This window comes from Pseudomonas sp. MWU16-30316 (assembly GCF_020515645.1).
Taxonomy (GTDB): Bacteria; Pseudomonadota; Gammaproteobacteria; order Pseudomonadales; family Pseudomonadaceae; genus Aquipseudomonas; species Aquipseudomonas cerasi.
The window spans coordinates 849,804-874,360 of record NZ_JAIZAZ010000001.1; the positions used below are offsets into that span (position 1 = coordinate 849,804).

Sequence of the window (24,557 nt, forward strand, 5' to 3'; positions counted from 1 at the left end):
AATATTGCCACAGAATCGATCAAGCCTTCGGCCCGCCGCCTTGCAATTGAAATCACCAGAAGAAGTGCGACATCTATCAGTACCTAGCGATTTTCTCACCGGAGTTGATTTCCGGCTTCATTTACCATGACCCCATTCCAGACACCTTAAAATCCCAGCCTCAACGCTCCCGCACCCAGTCAGCTGTGACTTGACTCACAGTCTCCCCCCTCAACCCCACCCGCATATCCGCTCCACTCGGCTGCTGATACAAACTCAACCCGAACTCCGGCATCACCGTAATCAGATAATCGAAAATATCCCCCTGTATCCGCTCGTACTCCACCCACACCGTCGTGCGCGTGAAGCAGTAGATTTCCAGCGGGATGCCCTGGGAGGTGGGTTCGAGCTGGCGAACCATGCAGGTCATGTTCGGGTTGATGTCGACGTGGCTCTTCAGATACGCCAGGGCGTAGGCGCGGAAGGTGCCGATGTTGGTCATGCGCCGGCGGTTGGCGGACATTTGTGCGACGTTGCCTTGTGCCTGGTTCCAGGCGAGCAGTTCGGCCTGTTTGCGACCGATGTAGTCGGTGAGCAGGTGGATTTGCATGAGTTGCTGTTCTTCATCGTCGCGCACGAAGCGCACGCCGCTGGCGTCGATGAACAGGCTGCGTTTGATGCGCCGTCCGCCTGATTGCTGCATGCCGCGCCAGTTGCGGAACGACTCGGACATCAGACGCCAGGTCGGGATGGAGACGATGGTTTTGTCGAAGTTCTGCACCTTGACGGTGTGCAGGGTGATGTCCACCACGTCGCCGTCCGCGCCGACCTGCGGCATTTCGATCCAGTCGCCGACGCGCAGCATGTCGTTGCTGGTCAGTTGCACACTGGCGACGAAGGAGAGCAGGGTGTCCTTGTAGACCAACAGGATGACCGCCGACATGGCGCCGAGGCCGGACAGCAGTAGCAGGGGCGAACGGTCGATCAGGGTGGCGACGATGATGATCCCGGCGAAGACGTAGAGGATCATCTTCGACAGTTGCACGTAACCCTTGATGGAGCGCGTGCGGGCGTGTTCGGTGCGCGCGTAGATGTCCAGCAGGGCATTGAGCAGGGTGCCGATGGCTAATGTCATGAACAGGATGGTGAACGCCATGGCGATGTTGCCGATCACGTTGCGGCCCGCAGTGCTCAGGCCCGGGACCAGCGTGAGGCCGAACTGAATGACCAGTGACGGCACCATCTGCGCCAGTCGGTGAAAGACCTTGTTGTGGCGGAAGTCGTTGACCCAGTGCAGGGACGGCTGACGGCCGAGCATCCTGACGGCGTACAACACCAGAAAGCGCGCCACGCGGCCAAGCACCAGTGCGGCGGTCAGCAACAGGATCAGCGCCAGCCCGGTGCGTACCCACGGATGCTGATCGAGCATGTCCCAGATTTCCTGGGTCTTGAGCCAAAGCGAGTGAATATCCATAAAAGCATCGGGCCCGTTAAGCGAAGAGGGGGCGTGATTAGAACATTTACCGGGTCGGACAGGGCGGCCCGTGAGCACGAAGTGTACGTTGGGCAATGATTTCAAATTGTATCGATCGCTGAAGTAGACTCGTCGCTCATTATCAAAGGAGTTGCGTCTTGCACCTATCCATCGTTCAACGCTGTGCGTCACGTCTCTGGTTGCAGGCCTTGTGGGTACTGGTCGGCCTGGCCTCTTCGACACTGGTCAGTGCCGCCGGCGCGTTACCGACCTACGGTGAAATGGACGCTGCAGGGTTCGCGGGCTCCCCCAGGGAGAACTACGCCCTGCAGGACTTTTCCGATAAATACCGTGCGACGCTGGATATTTCCGCCAAGGACGATGTGTTTCGTCCCGGCGTGATCAACGTGTACGACAAGGCCAGCGGTGCGGCTTTGATCCGCGTGCAGTCCGATGAGCTGGTGCTTGGCACTGACCCGAAAACCGGCAAGGTCAAAACCAACGTGCACGAGTTGCCCTATGGCGAACAGAGCGTACTGATCTATCAGGATTTCAACTTCGATGGCATCAAGGACCTGGCCTTGATGGACGGGCAGAACAGTTGCTATCACGGCCCCTCTTATCAGGTCTTTCTCGGCACGGCCGATGGTTTCCGGCACAGCGATTCGTTTACCCAACTGGCGCAAAACAACTGCGGCCTGTTCAGCGTGGATGACAAAACCCGCAAGATCGAGACCATGACCAAGGACGGTTGCTGCTGGCACCAGATGTCTACGTACAGCATCCGTAATGGCGAGCCGGTTCTGGAAACGCAGACGGTCCTTGACCATACCGGCGGGTCGGGACTGCCGACTGAAACAGTCAGTCGCAATCAGAATGGCAAGATGACGCACACCACCAGCATCGTCTGGGAGGAAGACCAGCAGCGTGAGATTCTCCTGTCGTTCAGGCTTGCGCCGTCCGGCAAGCGCATTGTGTTGTTCCGTTCAGGGGACGCAAGCCCGGTCTTCTACGCAGCCGTGGACAGCAAGAATCAGGTCGGGCTGCTGTTTCCCCAGGCTGAAGGTGAGCAACTGAAGTACGACGCTGCCAGTCATGTATTGAGCTTCGTGCGCGGCGACACCGCTTACCGGATCGTGGGTGACGCAAAGGGTGCGCCCACCGCCATGCAAGTGGTGGTGCGTGGCAAAACCACCGAGCTGAAACTGCTTGCCGAGCCTGCTCAAGGTTCGCTGAACAAGGTCGCGGATGCGTTGAAAGCCGCGCAGTAATCAGGCGGCGGGGTGCTAGCCCCGATACCTCACCGCCTCGACAAACGCGCTGAACGCCGGCGACGCCTGTCGCCGGTTCGGGTAGTACAAGTGAAAGCCTTCGAAGTAAGGGCTCCAGTCGACCAGCACTTCTTTCAGGCGGCCGCTGGCGATGTGCGGTTCGGCCATGGAGTCCGGCACGTAGGCCAGGCCCACGCCGTCCAGTGCGGCGTTGAGCACATGGATCATGCTGTTCGACGTGAATTGCCCGTTGACTCGAAGGTTGAGCTTGCGGCTGTCCTTCTCGAACTCCCAGGCGTAGCAACTGCCGTTTGGCGAGTGGCGGATGTTGATGCAGGTGTGTTGAGTCAGGTCCTGAGGCTGCAGCGGGACGGGATGTCGCTCGAAGTAGGCCGGCGAGCCGACCACTGACAAGCGCCAGTCAGGCCCCAGGCGCACGGCAATCATGTCCTTACTGATGGACTCCCCCAGACGGATGCCCGCATCGAAACGTTCGCTGACAATATTGGTGAAGCCGTAGTCGATGCAGATCTCGATCTGAATATCCGGGTACTGCGCCAGAAACCCTGCAAGCATCGGGCGGATGATGCCTTCTGCGGCGTCATCGGAGCAGGTAATGCGAATGGTGCCGGCGGGTTTGTCGCGCAGTTCGCCCAGCACTTCGACTTCTGCGGCAATCTGATCCAGCAGCGGCCCGATCGAGCGCATCAGCCGTTCGCCAGCCTCGGTCGGGGCCACGTTGCGGGTGGTTCTCGCCAGCAGGCGCAGGCCCATGCGCTCTTCAAGGCCCCTCATGGTGTGGCTCAGGGCTGAAGGCGTAACGCCCAGTCTGGTCGCGGCCTTGGTAAAGCTCTGATCGCGTGCCACCTGCAGGAAGGCTTGCAGATCATTGAGTTTGGGTGTGCTCATTACTGAATCCTTCTCACAAGCGCGTATAAATTGTGGTGTCTAATCATCCTAATACCTTTGCCCTAACCTGTGCCGACTCATTTTTAACGTCGCCAGGTCAGGACGCATGCAAGCATTTGATTCAACTCTGAAGCAGTCCGAAATAACCACTCATCCGCCAGCCTGGGGCGCCGTGTTCTCGATGGCGCTGTGTGTGGTGGTGCTGATTGCGTCAGAGTTCATGCCGGTCAGCCTGCTGACACCCATCGCGCAGGACCTCGGTATCAGCCAGGGGCAGGCAGGGCAGGCGATTTCGATCTCCGGCTTTTTTGCCGTGCTGACCAGTCTGCTGAACACGCCGCTGACCGGACATCTGGATCGCAAGCCTGTCCTGCTGGGCTTCAGCCTGTTGCTGCTGGTGTCTGGCGTGATCGTCACGCTGGCCTCCAACGGCTGGTTGTTCATGACAGGCCGTGCATTGCTCGGGATTGCCATTGGCGGTTTCTGGTCGATGTCGACCGCTACCGTGATGAAGTTGGTGCCGAAGCAATCGGTCGCCAAGGGCCTGGCACTGATCAACGGCGGCAATGCGCTGGCGGCGACGGTCGCCGCGCCATTGGGCAGCTTCATGGGCCAGTACATCGGCTGGCGCGGCGCGTTTTTCCTGGTCATCCCGCTCGCGGCGCTGGCGTTTGCCTGGCAGTGGCTGAGCCTGCCGGCCATGCGCAGCCAGCCGAACAACCGGGCACGCAATCCTTTTCGCCTGCTGCGCAACCCGCAAGTGGCCGTCGGCATGAGCGCGATCCTGTTGCTGTTCATGGGCCAGTTCGCCGTCTTCACCTACCTGCGCCCGTTTCTGGAAGAGATCACCGGGGTCAGCGTCAACACGTTGTCCCTGATGCTTTTGGCGCTGGGGGCCAGCGGGCTGGTCGGCACCTACCTGATCGGCAGGCTGCTGCACACAGGCCTGTATGCCTGCCTGATCGCCATTCCGTTGCTGATGGCGGTGCTGGCCGTGGCGCTGACCGGCCTGGGCCATTCACCTCAGTCCGTCGCCATTGTGCTTGCCGTCTGGGGGCTGATTGCCACACCTGCGCCGGTCGCCTGGGGCCTGTGGTTGAGCCGCACGCTACCCGACGATGCCGAGGCGGGCGGCGGCCTGATGGTGGCGACCATTCAATTGGCGATCACCGCCGGGGCCGGTATCGGCGGCGCGCTGTTCGACAGCCTCGGTTGGTGGAGCCCGTTCGCATTCGGTGGCGTGTTACTGGCGTGTTCGGCCGCGCTGGCCTGGACGGCACGCGACAACGCGTCTCTGCAGGAAAGCAACACCGGTCAGAGCCGGGCAGATAAACGCGGGTCAATTTCTCAACGAGGTAACACGCCATGAAAAAGATTCTTTTGATGCTTGGGCTTTTAATCAGCTCATACGCTGCGACAGGAGCAGACATGTCTCACGGTGCCGATAATTTCTACACAAGCGACAAGGTCGTTGCGCAAAAAGTGCTGTTCAACAACCAGTACAAGATGAAAGTCGCGGGCAACCTGTTTATACCCAAAGGCTCGAACCCGAACGTTAAAGCTCCGGCAATCATCGTCGGCCATCCGATGGGGGCGGTGAAGGAGCAAAGCGCCAATCTCTACGCGCAGAAACTGGCCGAGCAGGGGTTTGTCACCTTGTCGCTGGACCTGTCGTTCTGGGGCGAGAGCGAAGGCCTGCCGCGTAACGCCGTTTCACCGGATATCTACGCCGAAGACTTCAGCGCCGCAGTGGACTTCCTGAGCACGCAGACCTTCGTGGACAAAAAACGAATCGGCGTGCTGGGGATTTGCGGCAGCGGCAGCTTTGTCATCAGTGCCGCGAAGATCGACCCGCGCATGAAAGCCATCGCCACGGTGAGCATGTATGACATGGGCGCCGCCAATCGCAACGGCCTGAAACATTCGCAGACGCTGGCGCAGCGCAAGAAGATCATCGAGCAGGCGGCACTGCAGCGCGACGTGGAATACAGCGGCGGTGATACGGCGTACACCAGCGGCACCGTACACAAACTGACTGACACATCCGGCCCGATCGAACGCGAGTTCTATGATTTCTATCGCACGCCACGGGGCGAGTTCACGCCTGAAGGCCAGTCCGCCGAACTGACCACTCACCCGACGCTGACCAGCAACATCAAGTTCATGAACTTCTATCCGTTCAACGACATCGCGACCATCTCGCCACGCCCGATGTTGTTCATCGCCGGTTCAAAGGCGCACTCGCTGGAGTTCAGCGAGGAAGCGTACAAACTGGCCGGCCAGCCCAAGCAATTGATCATCGTGCCAGAGGCCGGGCATGTGGATCTTTACGATCGGGTCGATCTGATCCCGTTCGACAAGCTGGGCGAGTTTTTCAAGAACAACCTGAAGTAATCCGCCTGAAAGCGCTACGCATGAAAAGGCCCTGCACAAGCAGGGCTTTTTTGTTATCGGTCACTGGTGGTTTCAAATCTGTCTAAAGATCCGCAGGCTCATCCTCATCACGAAGGTGAATGTCCAGCCCCTGCCGACCCGCTGCAAGATGAGGACGCAATGTCAGCGCCGGGATCTCGTAGTCACCGTCGTTCTGCCTGCGAAACGGCAAGGGCTCAAGGGTGAACAGGGTATCCAGGCGGTTGCCGTAATCGGCGCAAATGCGGGCAAATGTTGCGCTGTCCACTTTGCCTGCCCGGTACACGGGGAAGGGCGCGAGCACCTCGAAGCCTGGATAGAACAGGATGCCGTGCTGGATAGGAAAGAGCACGTCGTTCAGCGCTCCGTTTACGCCACGCTCGCTGTAGTGGGACTCCCAGCCGCCCATGGTCACCGTCAGCATGGCGCGCTTGCCTGCCAGCGTTCCCTCACCGTATCGATCACCCCAGTGCTGGTCGCTGTGCTCGCCCACGCCGTAGGCGAAGCCACAGGCGTACACCCGCTCTATCCAGCCTTTCATGATTGCCGGCATCGAAAACCACCAGAGCGGAAACTGAAATATGACGGCGTCTGCCCAGAGCAATCTGGCCTGTTCGGCCTCGATGTCCGGCGGTTGAATACCGGCGGCAAATACGCGTTGCGACTCAAGGGCAGGGTCAAAGCGGCTGCTGCTCTCAAGGCCAGGTGCATCGTTGGCGTCGATTGTCGCCTTCCAGCCCATCTGGTAAAGGTCGGACACCTGCACCTGATGGCCTTTGCTCTGCAGATGATCGACTGCGAAGTCTTTCAACGACCCATTCAGCGAGCGCGGTTCGGGGTGGGCGTAGACAATAAGTACGTTCATGAGGGGCTCCGGTTTGTCTGTCATGAGGCAACGCTACAGACTCGATCGGGTATGCTGGAAATCAATCTCCCAAACACTGGGTATGTGCATGAACAATACCTTGCGGCGTATCGACCTCAATTTGCTGATCACGCTGGATGCATTGCTCTCGGAGCAGAACGTGACCCGCGCGGCGCATCGGCTGAACCTGACTCAGCCGACGGTCAGCCTGCAATTGGGCAGGCTGAGGCAGGTACTGGATGATCCATTGCTGTTGCCGGGGCCGCGGGGCATGACCCCGACTGCGCGGGCTGAACAACTGCGCGAACCGCTCAGGCAGGCGCTTGCAGCGCTGGAGTCCGCTTTGCTGCCCGGCCGGGATTTCGATCCGGCAAAGGCCGATCACACCTGGCGCGTGGCCGCCAGCGACTACGCGACCATCGCGTTGATATGGCCGTCGCTCGGCAGGTTGCGCAGCAGTGCTCCGGGTACGCGTCTGGCCCTGTTGAACAAGCACCCGGTCAGCCTTGCCGCGGATCTCGAAAGCGGTCGACTGGATCTGGCGTTGCACACCCGCGATGAGGCGCCGCCCAAGCTGCGTCAGCGGTCGTTGATCCATGAACGTTATGTGCTTGCTGCCCGGCATGATCATCCGGATTTTGCGCAGCCCGTATCGCTGACACGTTTCTGTGAGCTGGAGCATGCGGTCATGTCTCCCAACGGCGGCGGGTTCGCCGGAAGCACCGATCAGGCCCTGGCGGCGCAGGGGTTAAGCAGACGGGTCGTGTTGTCGGCGCCGCATTTCGGCTCGCTGGTGTCTGCACTGACCAGCAGCGACCTGGTTGCAGTGGTGCCCGAACGGCTGGTGCGCGCCCAGCTGACGCTCGTGGTTCAGGAACCGCCGCTTTCGATTCCCGGGTTTGAAATGCTCATGCTGTGGCCTGAGCGTTTGCACCGTGATCCGGCTCATATGTGGTTACGAGAACTGATCGCTTCGGCCATTGATTGAGCCGTGCGGCGCTCATGATTCAAGCCCGCAACCTGCGTTCGCGTAACGCACTCAAACACTCGCGCCCCGCAGCCTCGGCGGTTTGCATGACTGTCTGGCTGTTGTCCTCGGTGATCCAGGTCAGCAGCCGGACCTGCCCCGTCGCCTGGCTGCCGCCGTGCATGCGAGACAGGGTTTCGCGGTGCTTGAGCATGGCTTTCATGCGGGTGGCGAGCATGAAGATATCGTCGATGAAACCGTCTTCGACGTTGTCGTGATGCTCGATGCCCAGCCCCGTGGCGTCGTGGTCGATACGCAGGTGGTAGTGCATGGCCCCGGTTGCATCCTCGCTGCCGAACAGCGCGATGACGAAGCCTTTGCCCAGCAGCGAGCGCAAGGCGTGCTGGATGATTTCCTGCACATCGGGGGTGATCTGTCTGACTTCGCGGCTCATGTAACGACTCCTGACCTGATGAGTAGTGCAGGCAGTATTCAACGACGGGATGTAAAGCGCGGTCCGGGCCAGGTAATGCTGGGTAAAGACCGCCTTGTTCATGCTGTAAAAGGTCCGCCTCAAAAGGTCTGGCCCAGCGAGAACTGGAACACTTGGGTCTCGGCGTCTTCGGGCTTTTTGATCGGCACGGCGAGGTCGAAGCTCAGGGGGCCGAGCGGCGAGTACCAGGTCACGCCGACGCCGACCGAACTGGCCATCTGGTCGATATTGATGTTGCCGCAGTTCTGCGTGGTGGTCAGGTAGCACTTGTCCGCGTAAACCGTGCCGAAGTCCCAGAACAGCGAGGTGCGCAGGGATTTCTGGTCTTTGACGAAGGGCATCGGGAACAGGTATTCCATGCCGCCGGTGATCAGGATGTTGCCGCCCAGGGCTTCGGTGTCGCGGTCGGAATAGTAGATCTGCCCCTGACTGGCGTAGGTGCCGGTGGCGGGGGTATTGCGTGGCCCCAGCGTGCCGTCCTTGAAGCCACGCACGGTGGCCTGGCCGCCCGCCGTATAGTTTTCGTAGAACGGCAGGCCGTCGGTGTCGCCGTAACCGTTGCCGTAGCCGAGTTTGGTATGCAGGCGCAGCGAGGTGGTGTCGCTGAGCGGCAGGAAGGTCTGGCCGTTGTAGTCGAGTTTGTAGAACTGCAGGTCACTGCCCGGCACGGTGCTGGTCAGGGTCAGGCTTTGCGAGTGACCGCGGGTGGCCAGTACGCCTTTGTTGAGGGTCGATTCCGACCAGCCGACGCTGGCCTTGAGGTTGGTGAACGCATCACCTTCGCGCTCGATGAAGTCGTAGATCTCGTCAGCGCTGTAGCTGCCGGCGTCGAGGGTGTCACGCTGGATCGACAACCCGTAGGTCAGGCGCGATGTTTCGCTGATTGGATAGCCGAGGTTGACCCCGGCGCCCACGCTGTTGAGCGAATAGTAGGAGACCTCGTCGTCATCGTCGTAGTACTTGCTGTAGTCGGTCGCGTTGTAGAAAACGTTGTAGCCCAGGCTCACCCCGTCAGGCGTGAAGTACGGGTTGGTGAACGCGAAGTTGTACTTGGTCTGGTACTCGGAGCGGGTCATGCCAAGGCTGGCGAAGTTGCCGGTGCCGAGGATGTTGTTCTGCGAGATGGAGCCACCCAGTATCAGCCCGGCGCTTTGCGAAAAGCCCACGCTGGCGGTGATGTTGCCCGAGGCCTGTTCTTCGACGGCGTAGTTGATGTCCACCTGATCGTCGGTGCCGGGGACTGCTGGTGTTTCGACGTTCACTTCCTTGAAGAAACCGAGACGCTCCAGGCGCACCTTCGACTGGTCGATCAGGTAGGTCGAGGCCCAGCCGCCTTCCATCTGACGCATTTCACGGCGCAGCACCTCATCGGCGGTCTTGGTGTTGCCGCGAAAGTTGATGCGGTTGGCGTAGGCGCGCTTGCCGGGGTCGACCACGAAACTGATATCGACGGTGTGATTGGCCTCGTTGGCTTTCGGCACGCCATTGACGTTGGCGAATGTGTAGCCATCGTTGCCCAGACGACGAGTGATCAGGTTGGTGGTGTCAGTCATGACCTTGCGTGAAAACACCTGACCCGGTTTGACCAGAATCAGTTGTTCGAGCTGGTCCTTCGGCACTTTCAGGTCGCCGCCCAGTTTGACGCTGCCCACGGTATACCGGTCGCCTTCGGTGATGTTGACGGTAATGAACACGCCTTTCTTGTCAGGTGTCAGCGATACCTGCGTCGAGTTGATATCCATGTTGATGTAGCCGCGGTCCAGGTACCAGGAGCGCAGTCGTTCCAGGTCGCCGGAAAGTTTTTCGCGGGCGTACTTGTCATCGTTCTTGAAAAACGACAGCCAGTTGCTGGTCTTGAGCTGAAACTGATCAGCCAGTTGTTCATCGGAGAACACGGTGTTGCCGACCACGTTAATGTGCTGGATCGACGCCACCGTCCCTTCGTCGATGGTGATTTTCAGGGCAATGCGGTTGCGTGGTGCAGGCAGCGCCTGAGTATCGACCGAGGCACTGTAGCGGCCCTGGGAGACATACTGGCATTGCAGTTCATTGCGCACGCCTTCAAGCGTGGCGCGCTGGAATATCTCGCCCTCACTGAGCCCCGACTGCTTGAGCCCCTTCATCAGGTCGTCGGTGCTGATGACCTTGTTGCCGACAATCTCGATACTGGCGATAGAAGGGCGTTCGACTACATTGATCACCAGCACATTGCCATCGCGTGCAACGTTGATGTCTTGAAAGAAACCGGTCTTGAACAGTGAGCGCGACGCGTCGGCCAGACGCTGCTCATCGGCCTGATCACCGACATTGAGCGGCAGCGCAGCGAATACGCTGCCGGCAGATACGCGTTGCAGGCCGTTGACGCGGATGTCCGAGATGGCAAAAGTATCGGCGTGTACCAGCGGGACGCTGAATAACAGGCAGAACGATAGAAGCAGACGCGAAGAAATCATCAAACCCTTTCCAGAAAGCTGCGACAAAGGCATTTGAGCGCTGCCGATGACACGCCAGAAAGGGCCGGTCCGGCGGGCGCTGTTGGCTGCGCAGCATAGGGGGAGGGCATGTTGGGGACGGTTAACGCCGTGTAAGGTTAGGTAAAGATCAACGAGCCCGGCTGACACGCCGCAGCAGTGCCGGGATAATCGGCAACCACCAATCAAGGGCCTGCCATGACTTCCGTATTGCTTGTCGATGATGATCGGGAACTGACGGAAATGCTCAGCCAGTACCTGACCCGTGAAAGCTTCGACGTGACCTGCACCAACAGCGCTGAAGAGGGCGAGGTTGAAGCCTTGTCCGGGCGTCACGACATCGTCGTGCTGGACATCATGATGCCGCGCATCTCCGGCATTGAGGTGCTGCGGCGGATCCGTGCGCAAAGCCAGGTGCCGGTGATTCTGCTGACCGCCCGCGGCGACAATATCGACCGTATTTCCGGTCTGGAATTGGGCGCCGACGATTACGTGCCCAAGCCCAGCTCTCCGGGTGAGCTGGTGGCGCGTCTGCGGGCGATCATGCGCCGGGTGCGTGCGGTGCCGGTGATCGAGACGGTCCGGGAGGTGATTCAGGCCGGAGAGCTGATGCTCTGGCCAGGCAAGCGTGAAGCGCGCTGGCAGGGCGTGACGCTTGAACTGACCGGCAACGAGTTCTGCCTGCTCGAAGAGCTGGCGCGGCATGCCGGGCAACTGGTCAGCAAACAGAACCTGTCGATGAACGCGCTGGGACGGCCGCTGGCCCGCTACGATCGCAGTATCGACGTGCACATCAGCAGCATTCGCCACAAGCTCGGCCCGCGCAACGATAACCAGAGCTGGATACAGAGCGTGCGCAATCTGGGCTATATGTTGATCACGCCATGAGGCCGAGCCGGTTGTTCTGGAAACTGTTCCTGGCGTTCTGGCTGGCGACCAGCCTGACCTTCATGGTCGGTGCCGGCCTGTTCATGTTCACCCAGTCGGGGCGTGGCGATCCTTCGTTCAGCACGGTGCTCGACAACGAAGTGCGCATTTTGCAGCGCTCGGGCATTGCCGCAGGGCAGGCGTTGCTCGATGCCTGGCAGCCGGAGGGTCACAGCAAGGTCGGTCTGTACGACAGCCAGGGGATGCTGCTGGCGGGCGATTCGCTGGAAAACCCTCGCTTCGAACTCGCCGTGCGCACACGCGAAGGCGCACTTGTGCATATCCGCTCTACCCAGCGCCCCAACCATGACGATCAACCCTCTCACCTCAATCCGCTGATCACCGGCACGGTCATGAGTGCGCTGTTCAGCTGGTTTCTCAGCAGCTATCTGGTGGCACCGCTGATTAAATTGCGCGAGGCGATGGGCAAGGTCGCCAGAGGCCGATTCGACACACGGGTGAAACCTGATATGGGCCGCCGGCGCGATGAAATCGTCGACCTTGCCGAGGATTGCGACCGCATGGCCAATCAGCTCAAGGTCATGGCCGACTCCCAGCAACAACTGCTGCATGACATTTCCCATGAGCTGCGTTCGCCGCTGACGCGCATGAGTGCCGCCATCGGCCTGCTGCGCCAGGAGCCGACCCAACTGGACATGCTCGAACGCATCGAGCGCGAATCGGAGCGAATGGACTCGCTGATCGAAGAATTGCTGACCTTGGCGCGCATGCAGAGCGATGTCGAAAGCCTGACCCGCGACCAGGTCGATGTCATCAGCCTGCTGGCAGCCATCGTCGAAGATGCCGAATTCGAGGCCGGACTGAAGCAGTGTCGGGTCAGGCTGCAGGCTCCCGGATCTTTCGTCGCACAGGTCGACAGCGAATTACTTTATCGGGCCTTCGAAAACGTGATCCGCAATGCCGTTCGCCACACGGCGGTCGGCACGGATGTGGTGGTGGTCGCCAACGTTCAGGCCCAGCCGCTGTGCCTGATGGTCAATGTCATCGATCAGGGGCCAGGTGTGGACGAGGCGTGTCTGCAACGGATTTTCCAGCCCTTCGAGCGCGGTCCGGAGAATGCCGCGCAGGGCTTTGGTCTGGGCCTGGCCATCGCTCTGCGGGCTATCGAAATGCACGGCGGGCAGATCGCCGCACGCAATCGGCCGGGCGGCGGTCTGGTGGTCGATGTATTGCTGCCGGTGTCGTGACTGCGCTCGATGACCGTCCCTCGGCGCGTTGCTTAATGTTCAGCGCAGCGGCGCCTGCAGACTGGCCCTGAGCCCACCCTGCGGACGATTGTCGAGGCTCACGTTGCCACCCATCAATAGCGCGACTTTCTGCACGATGGCCAGTCCCAGACCCACGCCTTGATCGTTGCCACGGCTGTAGAACGGCTCGAACAAGCGCTCGCGCTCCTGCTCGTCGATACCGGGGCCCTGATCGTCGACGTTGAGCCGGAAGCAATGCTCACTGAACGTCAGCCCCACCGTGACCTGGCCACCTTCGGGTGAGAAGTTGACGGCATTGGTGATCAGGTTGTGCAAGGCAATGTCCAGCGCGGGGAAGTCGACCATGACTTCGCGGCTGGCTTCAGTGCATTCAAAGGACAGCTCCAGATGCTTGCTCAGCACCCACGGTGTCAGCTGCACCAGACTGTCGCGCACGGCGCTGACCAGATCCACCGCTACCTTGCCCGCTGGCGAAGGGCCGGGCTCCAGACGCGCAATGGTCAGTAACTGGTTGACCAGCCGCGTCGTACGGTCCACGCCGATGATCAGGTAGCCCAGCGACTGTTGCCGCTGCTCTTCGTTGTGCGCTTCCAGGACGTTTTGCGCGTGCACCCGCAGGACCGCCAGAGGCGTGCGCATTTCGTGGGCCGCATCGGCAATGAAGCGTCGCTCTCGTTTGAGCAGGTCCTGAATCTGCCCCAGCAGGCGGTTCAGGGCGGCCTGCATGGGCTCCAGCTCAGCGGGCAGGGCGTTGAGTTGCAGAGGGTGCAGAGAACCGGCGTTACGGCCGCGCAGGGTATTGGCGAAATCGGCCAGTGGCCTCAGCCCCCAGCGGATCGCCAGCCAGATGGCGATCATCAGCACCAGACTGCCGATCAGGTTCGGCAAGACCGTGTGACGCACAATGCGGTTGACCAGATCCGAGCGCACGTCATCGCGTTCACCGACCCAGACCAGCAGCCCGTGCTGTTGGTCCCTGAGCACGAAGGCTCGCCATTGATGGCCGGTCATGTCATTGAAATCACTGAACCCGGTGCTCTGTGGCGGATGAGTGAAGGTCGGGGCGCTGGCGGTGTGTACCAGCGAATTGTTGTCCTTGTCCCAGACCTGAAAGGCGATCTTGCCCTCGTAAGGGTGGCCGTCCACACGCGGTTCGGCCTGGGCGAGCGCCTGATTGAAGGCCTGATAGAGCTGCGCGTGTTCCTTGCGCTCCATGGGCATGCGCATCACGCCTTCCAGCAGCCTCGCGTTCTGCGCCAGCTGGGCATCGTAGATTTCTGCGATTTCGTGATTGCTGTCATGCACGTTGAACAGCGTCAGGACCAGAAGACCACACAGCAGCAGGCCGATGATCAGTGTCAGTGTGCGGCGGCGTATCGACTTCAAGAACGCTCCTCCACCAGGTAACCCACGCCTCGAATGGTACGGATCAGGGTGCTGGAAAACTTTTTGCGCAAATGGTGAATGTGCACTTCGAGGGTGTTGCTTTCGGCCTCTTCGTTCCAGCCATAGAGCAGCTGCATCAGCCGTTCGCGGGTCATGACCCTGCCTGGTGGCGAGAGTAATTCATACAGCAATTGGTATTCCTTGGGCGTCAGCGCAACTGCAGCATCGTGATAGCTGACCTGTTGCGTGCTGGGGTCCAGACGGATGCCGTTGTGTTCGATCAGCACCTTGGCGCGTCCGGCACTCCGGCGTAGCAGGGCCCGCAAGCGGGCTTTCAGCTCGGACACATCGAAGGGTTTGACCAGATAATCGTCAGCGCCACTGTCCAGGCCGATAATCCGGTCTTCGGTGGCGTCGCGTGCGGTCAGGATCATGACCGGCAGCGTCGAGCCGCTGTGACGCAGTCGACGCAACACTTCAAAACCACTCAGCGTCGGCAGGCCGACGTCGAGAATGGCCAGATCGAAGCTCTCGCTGAGCAGGGCATGCAGGGCGCTGCTGCCGTCCTTTATCCAGTCAACCGTGTAGCCTTCCCGGCTGAGTGCCTGCTGAATGCCTTCGCCCAGTGCAACGTCGTCTTCGATAAGCAGCAGACGCATGGTCTCTCCGTCAGTTGAGCTTCTTGTTCACGCTGGCGAGCAGCGACTGAATGTCTTTCCTGCGCCCGGCGTCGGCCTCTTCACGGCCCGGACGGGGGGTTGCCTGCAACGCCTTGTTCAGGGCTTGCTGTGCTTGAGCATAGTTGCCTTGATCGAACTGATGTTGCGCCGAGAAAAATAGCGTATCTATGCCGTTCGGGTTGATTTTCAACGCCTGCTCCAGCAATTGCCCGGCCTTGGCCGAGTCGCCGAAGCCTATCGGCCAGCCGGGGACTTTGTCATACAGCGCTGCCAGGCTGGTGTAGGCCGAGCCTTGCAAGGCATTGGCGTCGAGGGTCATGGCCTTTTCCAGGTCGGCCTTTGCCTGTTTGGCTTTGCCCAGCGCGCCAAGGCCGCCTTGTGCCCCGGCCCAACTGCTGGTGACGATACCCGACCAGATCCACGCTTCTGCTGCGTCGGGACGATCCTGAGTGAAGGCCGTGGTTTGCGTGGCCAGCTTCTCGAATGCGTCGACACGCTGCTTCTCGGGCAGGCCGTACTGAATATGCGCCCATTCTTTCTGGATACCGGCCAGACGTTGCTGGTCGGGTGCATCGAGTGCCCAGAGCGGCAGGCTGATCAGGCTCATGACGACGAAAGCGATTCTTTTCATGGTATGTGCTTCTCTTGCGCAATGGGTGAACTGTGGTGGCGGATCAACGGGAGATGCTTGCGCAGGCCGCGGTCCACGAGGGTCGGCAACAGGCTGTTGAGCCTGACGAAAAAACGCTCCGGCCACCCCAGGTAAAGCTCTCTGCGGTTACCTGCAATGGCTTGGAGCACCGCTTGGGCGACGTCTTGCGGGTCGTCGACTGCCGAGCTCAGCGCGTCGTTCAGTGCCTGTGCTGCGGCGCTGTTCATGTTGGTCCTGGTGGCACGCGGGGCGACGTACAGTACGCCCACCCGGGTGTCGGCCAGCTCGCGACGCAGCGCTTCGGAAAACCCTCGCAACGCAAACTTGCTGGCGCAGTAGGTGGCATACCCGGCATGGCCGATGGAGCCGTAGGTAGAACCGACGTTGACCACCATGGCTTCGCTGGCCTGCTTGAGCACCGGCAGCATCAGGCTGGTCAACTGGATCGGTGCATGCACGTTGAGGGTCAGCATGGAATCGATTTCGCTGGCTGACAGCTGCTCGAGCATCGCGAAATGGTTGGTGCCCGCCGCATTGATCAGCAGGTTGACGCCAGGCACGGCGCCAACCGCACGGACTACTTGCTGACGACCCTGTGCCGTGCACAGGTCCGCCTCGACCCAGTGCAGGTTGGCCGGGTAGAACTCGAGCAACTGACGCAGCGGATGCACGTGCCGCGACACTGCCAGCACCTTGGCGCCCTGGCTGCACAGTGCCTCGGCGATTGCCAGACCGATGCCGCCGCTGGCACCGGTGAGAACGACGTGCGCGTCAGGCAGCCGCATGATCGGACCCCTTGTGCACGGTCAGCGCAGCGCCCGGCAACTCGCGAAACATCTCGGTGTACAGGCGGTAAACCATGCGCGATGCATGAATCACGGCCTGTTGATCGTCCGGATCATCGACCTTGTCCATCAGTTTTCGGAAGGTTTCCATGTGGCCGATGTCCAGGCTGCCGTGAGAGCTCAGGTAACTGAACGCTTCTGGCCCAAGGCCGAGCCCTTTGCGCATGCTGTCTGCTGCGTGCGTAGCCAGGGCAATGCTGGTGCCTTCCAGCACATTGACCATGCCGAACAGGCCCACCGGGTTGCCACGTGCGATCAGGTCGTAAAGGTAGGCGACCATCAGTTCGACAGGCGCGCCGGGTTGGCCGTTTTCCACGGCGTCAGCCTGACCGCCGCAGGCACGCAGGTCGTTGAGTACCCACTTTTCATGCCCGTATTCGTCCTCGATGTACTCACAGACGGCCGCGCGCAGCCATTCCATGCGCGACGGCAGCCTCGCGCCGCAAGCCATCATCAACGGCACGGTATGGCGCACGTGGTAGTAGGCCTGAGTCAGAAACGCCCGGTAACTTTCCAGGCTGACCTGGCCGGCCATTGCCTGGCGGATGATCGGCAGATTGAACAGGGTTTCGCGTTGTTCCTGGGTCGCATCCTGCAGGGTCTGAAAAAAGCTCATGACAAGGCACCTTGGGTCAGGTTGGAGGGCGTGAAAAGGGTTTGGTAGCGTTCAAGAATGGCCTCGCGGCGAGGCCGGCCATTCGCGGTGGACAAGCCGTTTGCCGGGCTGAAAGGCTCGTCGAGACGGGTCCAGCTCGTGACGCGGGCGTAGTCGGGCAGCGCCTGATTGGCCCGGTTGACGGCTTCGTCGATCTGCAGGTCAGTGGTGCCGGGGCGCGATGGCCAGAGCAGGGCGTGGTTGGACGGCAGAGCCTCGCCATACACGAACGCCTGGGCAATGCAGAGGCTCTGGGTCAGTTCGGCTTCGATCCATTCCGGATTGACGTTGCGTCCGAAGCTGGTCACGAACTGATGTTTCTTGCGGCCTTTCAAGTACAGGTAGCCGTCAGCATCGAGCTCACCCAGATCGCCGGTAGGCCACCAGGCCGGTGCGGGTGTCGTGTCGCCCAGATAACCGAGCATCGGACTGCCGGCCACCAGCACTTCGCCGTCAGCGGCCAGGCGTAGCCAGATGTGTGGCAGTGGGCGACCGACGCTGCCGGCACGCTGGGCGTCCGGTTGATTGAGGGTGATGACCGAGGCGCACTCCGACAGGCCATAGCCCTCGAAGACCGGCAGGCCTGCCGCTTGAGCGCGCGACAGCAGCTCCAGGCTGACGCGTGCGCCACCGACTGCGGCGAAGCTCAGCATCGACGCATCGAACGCGCTCGCTTCGCAGGCCGTCACCAGCAGCAACAACAATTGCGGAACCAGAATCATGCTGTCCGGGCGGCGCTGCTGTAAAAACATCAGCAGACGCGACGCATCGACGCCACTGGCACCCTGGATACCCAGGTCCTGCTGGCTCGGCAGGCTGATGCGTGCGCCGGCATACAAGGCCGCGTAGCAGCCAATGTTTTCCAGCAGGATCGCCAGCGGCAACAGGCTCAGATGATGTACGGGGTGTACCGACTGACTGGCTTCATGAAGCCCTCGAGCTACCCTGAGGATGCTGTCGGCGCTCAGGCACACGCCCTTGGGGGTGCCCGTAGTGCCCGACGTGAAGGTCAGTTTGGCGGTGCCCGCCGGCATGTACGGTTGCTCGGCAGCGCGGCGTTGCCAGAGTGCGCCGTGTTGCCTGTAATCAGAGGCCTGCAGCTCTTGGGCGAAGATCGATCCGGTAATCACCGTGTCCGCCTGGCTTCGTTCCAGGCAGTGTTGTCGTTGAGCGGCGCTGAAGAACGGCGGCAGCGCCACGCAGCTCAGGCCTTCGAACAGCACGGCCAGGTCCCAGAGCAGGGCGTCGGGGCTGTTGTCCAGCAGCAGCGCCACGATCCGCGCATTGGCGACGCGCAATTGTTCGCGGCGCTGCGTAACCTCTTCGATCAGTGCGGTGTAATCCAGCGTCCGGTCTTCGCCTTGCAGGGCGATGGCCCGGGGCTGCTCATCGGCCAGCGTCTGCAGTTTTTGCCAAAAGGCTTCACGTTCATGCGACATGGCTATCAGGCTCCAGTGTCTGTGGCAGTCCAAAGCGCTCGAAGATGCCCATGCTGCTCAGGTGCAGAAAACCGGCACGGATGTCGCCGACATGCACGCTGGGCCGTGAGTCGTAATACGAGCCCCAGGTGTGACGTTCTTCACCCAGGCGTGCCGGATCGGCAGTGCACAGCGTGACCGGATTGAGGCCCAGACGATTGAAGCTGTTGACCAGCGCCGCATTGCCGGTAAAGGCGACCCATTCGAAACCGCCCATCGCCAGCAACCAGGTCACTGTGATGATGCTCAGCCGGGCGCTGCCCAGACTGCTGGCCGCCAGGTTGCCGACTTCGACAATGCCCTGGCGCTCGATCAGTCGCCCTGCTGCAGCGTTGACCTGTTGTTCGATGGGCGCATCCAGATAGTTCTCCAGAAACAATGTGCCGGCGCTGGCGTGACGAATGCCGGCAACCGCACACAGCGCGCCGCTGCCGTCCTGAAGCCCGAAAAGCTCCGGCATGAATTGCCTGACGTCGGCGTTGTGGGCCTTGCGAAATTGTTGCTGAACGAACCGTTCCAGAGGCTCACGCGGCTGTTCATGCGCCAAGGCGCGGAAGAGGGTCAGGGTGGGGGCCCCGGCATTGCCAAAACTCAGCGGTAGACGAATGTTCGAATCGATATCAGGCATTGGCGAGGCTCCTCCCCCGGTCAGCGAGTAGGGTGGAGTATCGAAGCGCTTTCTTAACCGAATCTGAAGGTAGAAAAAGAAATCACGACCTTCGGTTTTTTGCGCGCAAGAGGGGGGGAAGAGAGGCACGAGGCGCGGGTTTGCGGCGTTGCCCGGCAAACTTGCGAATGGCCTTTATGCGCCCGTTGGTAAACAAAATCGGCCTTTGTTGGTAAAGAAACTCGGCCCCGGCGCTCGAAACCGTTACGCTATGCGGCTGTATTTTTGTTTTTCGTCGAGGTAGCACCCGTGTTTTCCGAATTCGCCCTGCACGAACGCCTGCTCAAAGCTGTGGCCGAGCTTAAATTTGTCGAGCCTACGCCCGTGCAGGCGGCCGCCATTCCGCTCGCACTGCAAGGGCGCGACCTGCGGGTGACTGCGCAAACCGGTAGCGGCAAGACCGCCGCATTTGTGCTGCCGATCCTCAACCGTCTGATCGGTCCGGCCAAGGTTCGCGTCGACATCCGTGCGGTGATCCTGCTGCCTACCCGTGAGCTGGCTCAGCAGACGCTCAAGGAAGTCGAGCGCTTCTCGCAGTTCACATTCGTCAAGGCCGGTTTGATCACCGGTGGCGAGGACTTCAAGGTTCAGGCCGCGATGCTGCGCAAGGTGCCGGACATTCTGATCGGCACGCCGGGCCGTTTGCTGGAGCAGTTGAACGCAGGCAATCTGGACCTCAAGCACGTTGAAGTGCTGGTACTGGACGAAGCCGACCGCATGCTGGACATGGGCTTCTCCGAAGACGTCGAGCGTCTTGCCGGCGAATGTGCCGGTCGTGAGCAGACCATGCTGTTCTCGGCGACCACCGGCGGCGCTGGCCTGCGGGAAATGATCGGCAAGGTGCTCAAGGATCCACAGCACCTGCAAGTGAACAGCGTCAGCGAACTGGCTTCCGGCACACGCCACCAGATCATCACTGCCGACCACAATGTGCACAAAGAGCAGGTCCTCAACTGGCTGCTGGCCAACGAGACTTACCAGAAAGCCATTATCTTCACCAATACCAAGGCTATGGCCGACCGTCTGTATGGCCGTCTGGTGGCGCTGGAATACAAGGCGTTCGTGCTGCACGGCGACAAGGACCAGAAGGACCGCAAGGCGGCCATCGACCGTCTCAAGCAAGGCGGCGCGAAAGTCATGGTCGCCACCGATGTGGCGGCTCGCGGCCTTGATGTCGAAGGTCTGGACATGGTGATCAACTTCGACATGCCACGCAGCGGCGATGACTACGTCCACCGCGTCGGGCGTACCGGTCGCGCAGGCAGCGACGGTCTGGCGATCTCGTTGATCTGTCATGGCGACTGGAACCTGATGTCGAGCGTGGAGCGCTACCTCAAGCAGAGCTTCGAGCGTCGCGTCATCAAGGAAGTCAAAGGCACCTACGGCGGGCCGAAGAAGGTCAAGGCCTCCGGCAAGGCAGTAGGCGTCAAGAAGAAAAAGACCGACGCGAAGGGCGACAAGAAGAAGGTCGCGGCCAAAGGGCCGACCAAACGCAAGACGGTCAACCGTCCCAAGTCCGACCTGGTCAGCCAGGACGGCATGGCCCCGCTGAAAAAACGCAGCACCCCGGCTCCGGCTGCCGAGTGATTGCCGTGATCGCTCCCGAGCATTCGGGAGCGATCGACCTCTTTGCAGTACTGACAACGCCTCGTTACACCGTCCGCCAGCTTCTCTGAACCGTCACACACCTCGCGGGTCACACCCTTTGAGTCGCATGCCCGTGGCTGGAGGTCATGGGTGATCATTCCATGCTGGACGGAGGTTTAGAAAAATGACTTATAACTGGGACCTTATCGAGCGTTTGTTGCACGATGTGCAGAACAATGGCACCCCATCGACATCCACTGAATTCGAGACACTGCTGAATCGCAGCTACATCGAGCCGCGTCCTCGCGAGGAAGGCGGAGATGGCTCGACGTACATGCTGACAAAGCGCGGCGCAAGTCTGCTGGCTTTGATCGACAGCAGCATTCCGGGGAATGATCACCCCCGTCAGGTGCTCAATGAGCAGGCCGGCGACCCCCTTGACCCCGCGCTCTTCGACACCATCGCCAAAAAGCCGCAGATCGCCTGAAACCGCTGACACTGCACATGCCGATTCTGAGGACGCAGAGCGTCCGGAACGGCATACCCACGCGGAGCATGGGTACGATAGTCATCGTTGTGCTGAAATGACCATCGTTCCTCACGCTCCAGCGTGGGAATGCATTGGGTGACGCTCTGCGTCACGATCCTGCGCCGCGCACTCAAGGCAGAACGCAGAGCGTCCGGAACGGCATGCCCACTTCAGAGCATGGGCACGATAGTCATGGTGATAGGGCTAGCGGACTACTTCTGCGACTTCAGGCAATCCAGGTCGGTGAAGTCCTTGCGCATGTCGGCGATGCGGCTCAGCAGTTTGGCGCGCTGTTCCGGGGTGCTCAGGGCGGTGATGTCGACGATCAGCGATATCGCAGCCTTCTCGGTCTGGTCGTAGGCCTTGCGGTATTCAGGGGTCCAGAACGTCTCGCGGTCCTGCAGCAGCGCGGCGATGCGCTGCGGGAAGTCACTGGCCTGACGCTGCTGGACCGTGGCCAGGAACAGGTTCTGCCAGCGCGTACGGTTTTCAATCCACGCCTTGTTTTGCTCGCCCAGTGATGCAGACCACACCTGAATGCGATCCTTCTGCGCCTGATTGAGCTTGCCGACCCATGGCGTCACGCGTTTCTCCATCCGGTCGGCACGCTCTGCAATCTGGCGCTCCAGTGGCTGGTCGAGGTACTTGTTTTCGCGCTTGCGCTGGTCCTTGGCGAACGACTCCTGCATCTCCTGCACTTGCTTGTCGTCAAAGCGCGACAGCAACTCCACGGCAGACGGGGTGATTTCCTTCGAGATCTTGGCGATCGCCTCTTTGGCTTCGCTGGTACGGGCTTGCAGCCCTTCGTAAGTCACCTGGTCGGTCTTGACCATGTCTTCAAGCTTGTCCAGCCAGGTCAGGTATTCCGGCAACTGGGTGCTGCAATGCCAGCTCAAATGCTGTTTGAGGCGCACGTCCAGCCAGCTTTTCTGTTCCGAATTCATGTCCAGGTAGTCGCTGAGCGTCCACGGAATGATCACGTCGAGGTTGCGATACGCCAGTCCTACCTGATTGCATCCTGCGAGCAGTGCAACGGTCATCAACAGCGTGACGAATGCTTTGAATAAAGACTGCATGACATCTCCTTGGCGTACTGACGTGCAGTAGAGGAGTGTAGCGTCTGGCAGTTCAACCGGTTTGGGCCTTTAAAAGAATGAACGCACCGCTTTGAGCGTGAACGTCCCTTCACAGCGCGCGTTGTGGCCGCTGTAGACGCTGCAATCGCCGCCGCTCAGGCTTGAGCCGCTGTAGATGAGGTTCATGTCGATGCCCAGCCAGGGGCGTGACAGGTTCAGCGACCAGTCGTTGAAGCCGTTGATCAATCCGCCGTCGGCTGAGGACTGCGGGGTATCGAACTGGTGATTGGCGTACTGCATGCGCACTCCGACCCCCAGTTGCTCGATGGCACCCAGATCGACGAATACCGTGCTGTCGCGGCTGCCGACATCGTTGCTGAAGGCCGCGCCGATGCGGCTGTTGAGCATGCGCAGACCGGCGTAGAACTCGTGGCTGTCGATCTGGCTGGTGTCGGGGTAACTGTAACGAATCATCCCCAGCTCGTAGCCAAGGGTGTTATCGAACGGCTTCTTGAAGCCCATGTAGGAATCAAGCTCCATCCCGGTATCGGAGGTCAGGCCCATGTCGGGTGCCCATTGTCCGAAATAGAAACCGCTCTCGTGGGTCAGGTCCAGGCCGCCATGAAAGGAGCCGGAACCGCCGGTGGGCGTCACCAGACCCTGGGCCATGCTGCGCGTAGGCGTGGTGGCGAGTTTCAGGTCGAAATCGCCCAGATCCCGCTCCAGAACCTGGGCAGAGACGGACTGACAAACAAGCATGGCGCTGAAAGACAGCACATGTAAGCGATGGCTGAGCATGGCTCACTCCTTGATCTGCGAGGAGTGTGGTCAGGGATGGCGTATCGAAAATGGCTCAGGAGCCGACACAAGCCGCGAGCTAGAGCCTCGCAAGCATACCGTCGAAATCAGCTGAGGGCGGACCGTTCGTCGATCCGTTGTGTGTCAGTTGGCCGCAGTGGTGCGTGCAGACGGAATGATCAGCCCGCGAATCACCAACAGCGCCTGCTCGAACGACGGGTAGCCGCTCTTGGCGACGTCCAGTTGGGCGTATTCGGCCTGGTAACGTTCAGCAAGTTTTGGGTCGCTGACACTCAGTTGCTGGGAGAGCAGGGCAATGGCCAACGGATGCTTGTGTTTCGCAGCGGTTTGCAGCAAATCGATGATCTGCTTTTGGTCGGCCTGCTGGCGAATCAGCAACACGGCCTGATAGAACTCGGCTTCGCCCGACGCGTCGTCAAGTGCGGCACGACGCAGCATGGCTTCGGCCAGCTCATAGTTTTCGCGGTTGTCTTCGCTGATCAGCAGTTTGGCCTGCAGCATGTCGTTCTGATAGAGCAGGTGCTCCGCCCGGCAAGGGCTGTCGGTGAGCTGACTGTCGTTGGGGCCGTTTTCGCAGTGGTGCGACGCGCAGCCGCCAAGGTAGACAAGTGCACCGAAAAGCATCCAGTTCTTCATTCGAGCATTCCACAAAGAAGATAACGTCCAGAGCGTGATCCAGCTCGTGGTCATAGTGATATCAGAGGAGAGAGTAGCAGCGTGACCGGAAGAATATCCAGCGAAGGATGGTCAATCTAGCGCCTTGAGCGTCAAGGCGCATAGAGATCGACAGGCAGAGCGCGGTTTTACTTTTTACCGAGATTGATCTGCTTGGACGGTGCGAAGGTCTGGCCACTCACGCCTTTGGCAATTTGCTGGATTTCACCGCCGGACTTCAGGAAAGCTGCAATCTGCGCGTTGATCGAGTCGCTCGTTTCAACGGCTGGGGCGGGTTTGGCTTTCGAGTGGGATGCTTTGATACGCATGGCTGCCATTTACCTTCATAAACGTAATACGGCCAGCCAGAGTACAGGAAACGCTTGATTATTGCTTGGTGAATGTGGCAATCGCCCGAGCCGAGCCTGTATTTGTCGGCTTGGTGGATTTGTCTGACACAGCGCTAACCGTCTGTTTTCAGATATAAAATTTCGATGAGAGGCTGCGCCGCTGCGCATCAGGGCAGGCCGCT

The 24,557-nt window shown here is 60.3% G+C and carries 24 protein-coding genes; 8 read left to right on the forward strand and 16 right to left on the reverse strand.

The features are described 5' to 3' along the window. Positions 1-160: 160 nt before the first annotated feature. Positions 161-1,453 (reverse strand): mechanosensitive ion channel family protein, encoded by a 1,293-nt coding sequence (locus tag LCH65_RS03930; RefSeq protein WP_096107281.1) that lies wholly within the window; start codon positions 1,451-1,453, stop codon positions 161-163. 158 nt (positions 1,454-1,611) lie between these two features. Here LCH65_RS03930 and LCH65_RS03935 point away from each other — a divergent pair, with 158 nt between their 5' ends. Next, positions 1,612-2,724 carry a hypothetical protein gene (locus LCH65_RS03935; protein WP_226439177.1) on the forward strand — a complete coding sequence of 371 codons (1,113 nt, stop codon included), beginning with the start codon at positions 1,612-1,614 and terminating at the stop codon, positions 2,722-2,724. Positions 2,725-2,739: 15 nt separating this feature from the next. Here the strand turns inward: LCH65_RS03935 and LCH65_RS03940 are convergent, their stop codons facing one another. Next, entirely contained in the window at positions 2,740-3,633 is an 894-nt protein-coding gene (locus LCH65_RS03940; protein ID WP_003363413.1) for a LysR family transcriptional regulator, read from the reverse strand. Positions 3,634-3,739: 106 nt separating this feature from the next. Here LCH65_RS03940 and LCH65_RS03945 point away from each other — a divergent pair, with 106 nt between their 5' ends. After that, the gene (locus LCH65_RS03945; protein ID WP_122266569.1) at positions 3,740-5,002 is read left to right on the forward strand and encodes an MFS transporter; all 1,263 of its coding nucleotides are present in this window, start codon (positions 3,740-3,742) and stop codon (positions 5,000-5,002) included. Continuing rightward, entirely contained in the window at positions 4,999-6,027 is a 1,029-nt protein-coding gene (locus tag LCH65_RS03950) for an alpha/beta hydrolase (RefSeq protein WP_096121198.1), read from the forward strand. The genes LCH65_RS03945 and LCH65_RS03950 overlap by 4 nt, the downstream gene beginning before the upstream one ends. Positions 6,028-6,109: 82 nt before the next feature. Here the strand turns inward: LCH65_RS03950 and LCH65_RS03955 are convergent, their stop codons facing one another. Then, positions 6,110-6,910 carry an NAD(P)H-dependent oxidoreductase gene (locus LCH65_RS03955; protein WP_044309759.1) on the reverse strand — a complete coding sequence of 267 codons (801 nt, stop codon included), beginning with the start codon at positions 6,908-6,910 and terminating at the stop codon, positions 6,110-6,112. An 88-nt stretch (positions 6,911-6,998) separates the two neighbouring features. Between LCH65_RS03955 and LCH65_RS03960 the strand changes: the two genes are divergently transcribed. After that, the gene (locus LCH65_RS03960) at positions 6,999-7,898 is read left to right on the forward strand and encodes a LysR family transcriptional regulator (protein ID WP_122266571.1); all 900 of its coding nucleotides are present in this window, start codon (positions 6,999-7,001) and stop codon (positions 7,896-7,898) included. 19 nt (positions 7,899-7,917) lie between these two features. On the opposite strand, the gene LCH65_RS03965 is transcribed toward LCH65_RS03960, so the two are convergent. Continuing rightward, positions 7,918-8,331: a hypothetical protein gene (locus LCH65_RS03965; RefSeq protein ID WP_003431083.1), complete on the reverse strand. Its 414-nt coding sequence runs from the start codon at positions 8,329-8,331 to the stop codon at positions 7,918-7,920. Between the two features lie 119 nt (positions 8,332-8,450). Then, the gene (bamA, locus tag LCH65_RS03970) at positions 8,451-10,823 is read right to left on the reverse strand and encodes an outer membrane protein assembly factor BamA (RefSeq protein WP_226439178.1); all 2,373 of its coding nucleotides are present in this window, start codon (positions 10,821-10,823) and stop codon (positions 8,451-8,453) included. Between the two features lie 216 nt (positions 10,824-11,039). Here bamA and LCH65_RS03975 point away from each other — a divergent pair, with 216 nt between their 5' ends. Next, positions 11,040-11,729: a response regulator transcription factor gene (locus LCH65_RS03975; protein ID WP_003363397.1), complete on the forward strand. Its 690-nt coding sequence runs from the start codon at positions 11,040-11,042 to the stop codon at positions 11,727-11,729. An 11-nt stretch (positions 11,730-11,740) separates the two neighbouring features. Next, on the forward strand, positions 11,741-12,976 hold the full coding sequence (locus LCH65_RS03980; RefSeq protein WP_032609191.1) for an ATP-binding protein: 1,236 nt from the start codon (positions 11,741-11,743) through the stop codon (positions 12,974-12,976). 39 nt (positions 12,977-13,015) lie between these two features. Here LCH65_RS03980 and LCH65_RS03985 read toward each other — a convergent pair whose 3' ends face one another. The 7 genes from LCH65_RS03985 to LCH65_RS04015 are packed head-to-tail and all read right to left on the reverse strand — an operon-like array spanning position 13,016 to position 19,321. Then, the gene (locus tag LCH65_RS03985) at positions 13,016-14,383 is read right to left on the reverse strand and encodes an ATP-binding protein (RefSeq protein ID WP_003431077.1); all 1,368 of its coding nucleotides are present in this window, start codon (positions 14,381-14,383) and stop codon (positions 13,016-13,018) included. Beyond that, the gene (locus LCH65_RS03990; protein ID WP_003393295.1) at positions 14,380-15,042 is read right to left on the reverse strand and encodes a response regulator; all 663 of its coding nucleotides are present in this window, start codon (positions 15,040-15,042) and stop codon (positions 14,380-14,382) included. Before LCH65_RS03990 ends, LCH65_RS03985 begins: the two co-directional genes overlap by 4 nt. Positions 15,043-15,052: 10 nt before the next feature. After that, entirely contained in the window at positions 15,053-15,694 is a 642-nt protein-coding gene (locus tag LCH65_RS03995; RefSeq protein WP_054082148.1) for a tetratricopeptide repeat protein, read from the reverse strand. Beyond that, on the reverse strand, positions 15,691-16,500 hold the full coding sequence (locus LCH65_RS04000) for an SDR family oxidoreductase (RefSeq protein ID WP_058416707.1): 810 nt from the start codon (positions 16,498-16,500) through the stop codon (positions 15,691-15,693). Before LCH65_RS04000 ends, LCH65_RS03995 begins: the two co-directional genes overlap by 4 nt. Further along, complete coding sequence (locus tag LCH65_RS04005; protein WP_044309765.1) at positions 16,487-17,176, reverse strand: iron-containing redox enzyme family protein; 690 nt, start codon at positions 17,174-17,176, stop codon at positions 16,487-16,489. Before LCH65_RS04005 ends, LCH65_RS04000 begins: the two co-directional genes overlap by 14 nt. Next, entirely contained in the window at positions 17,173-18,654 is a 1,482-nt protein-coding gene (locus LCH65_RS04010; protein WP_226439179.1) for an AMP-binding protein, read from the reverse strand. Before LCH65_RS04010 ends, LCH65_RS04005 begins: the two co-directional genes overlap by 4 nt. Further along, a complete protein-coding gene (locus tag LCH65_RS04015; RefSeq protein ID WP_054082152.1) occupies positions 18,644-19,321 on the reverse strand; it encodes a thermostable hemolysin in 678 nt (225 codons plus the stop codon). Before LCH65_RS04015 ends, LCH65_RS04010 begins: the two co-directional genes overlap by 11 nt. A 288-nt stretch (positions 19,322-19,609) precedes the next feature. Here LCH65_RS04015 and LCH65_RS04020 point away from each other — a divergent pair, with 288 nt between their 5' ends. After that, complete coding sequence (locus LCH65_RS04020; RefSeq protein ID WP_003431067.1) at positions 19,610-20,947, forward strand: DEAD/DEAH box helicase; 1,338 nt, start codon at positions 19,610-19,612, stop codon at positions 20,945-20,947. 184 nt (positions 20,948-21,131) lie between these two features. After that, on the forward strand, positions 21,132-21,434 hold the full coding sequence (locus LCH65_RS04025; RefSeq protein ID WP_003349651.1) for a hypothetical protein: 303 nt from the start codon (positions 21,132-21,134) through the stop codon (positions 21,432-21,434). Between the two features lie 254 nt (positions 21,435-21,688). Here the strand turns inward: LCH65_RS04025 and LCH65_RS04030 are convergent, their stop codons facing one another. The 4 genes from LCH65_RS04030 to LCH65_RS04045 form a co-directional block, all read right to left on the reverse strand. Further along, positions 21,689-22,552, reverse strand: a complete 864-nt coding sequence (locus LCH65_RS04030; protein WP_003363382.1) for a DUF6279 family lipoprotein — start codon at positions 22,550-22,552, stop codon at positions 21,689-21,691. Between the two features lie 69 nt (positions 22,553-22,621). Continuing rightward, positions 22,622-23,350, reverse strand: a complete 729-nt coding sequence (locus LCH65_RS04035; protein WP_003363380.1) for a TorF family putative porin — start codon at positions 23,348-23,350, stop codon at positions 22,622-22,624. A 144-nt stretch (positions 23,351-23,494) separates the two neighbouring features. Next, positions 23,495-24,007, reverse strand: coding sequence for a hypothetical protein (locus LCH65_RS04040; protein ID WP_226439180.1), 513 nt, complete (start codon positions 24,005-24,007; stop codon positions 23,495-23,497). A 167-nt stretch (positions 24,008-24,174) separates the two neighbouring features. After that, positions 24,175-24,363, reverse strand: coding sequence for a hypothetical protein (locus LCH65_RS04045; protein ID WP_002554403.1), 189 nt, complete (start codon positions 24,361-24,363; stop codon positions 24,175-24,177). Positions 24,364-24,557: the final 194 nt, after the last annotated feature.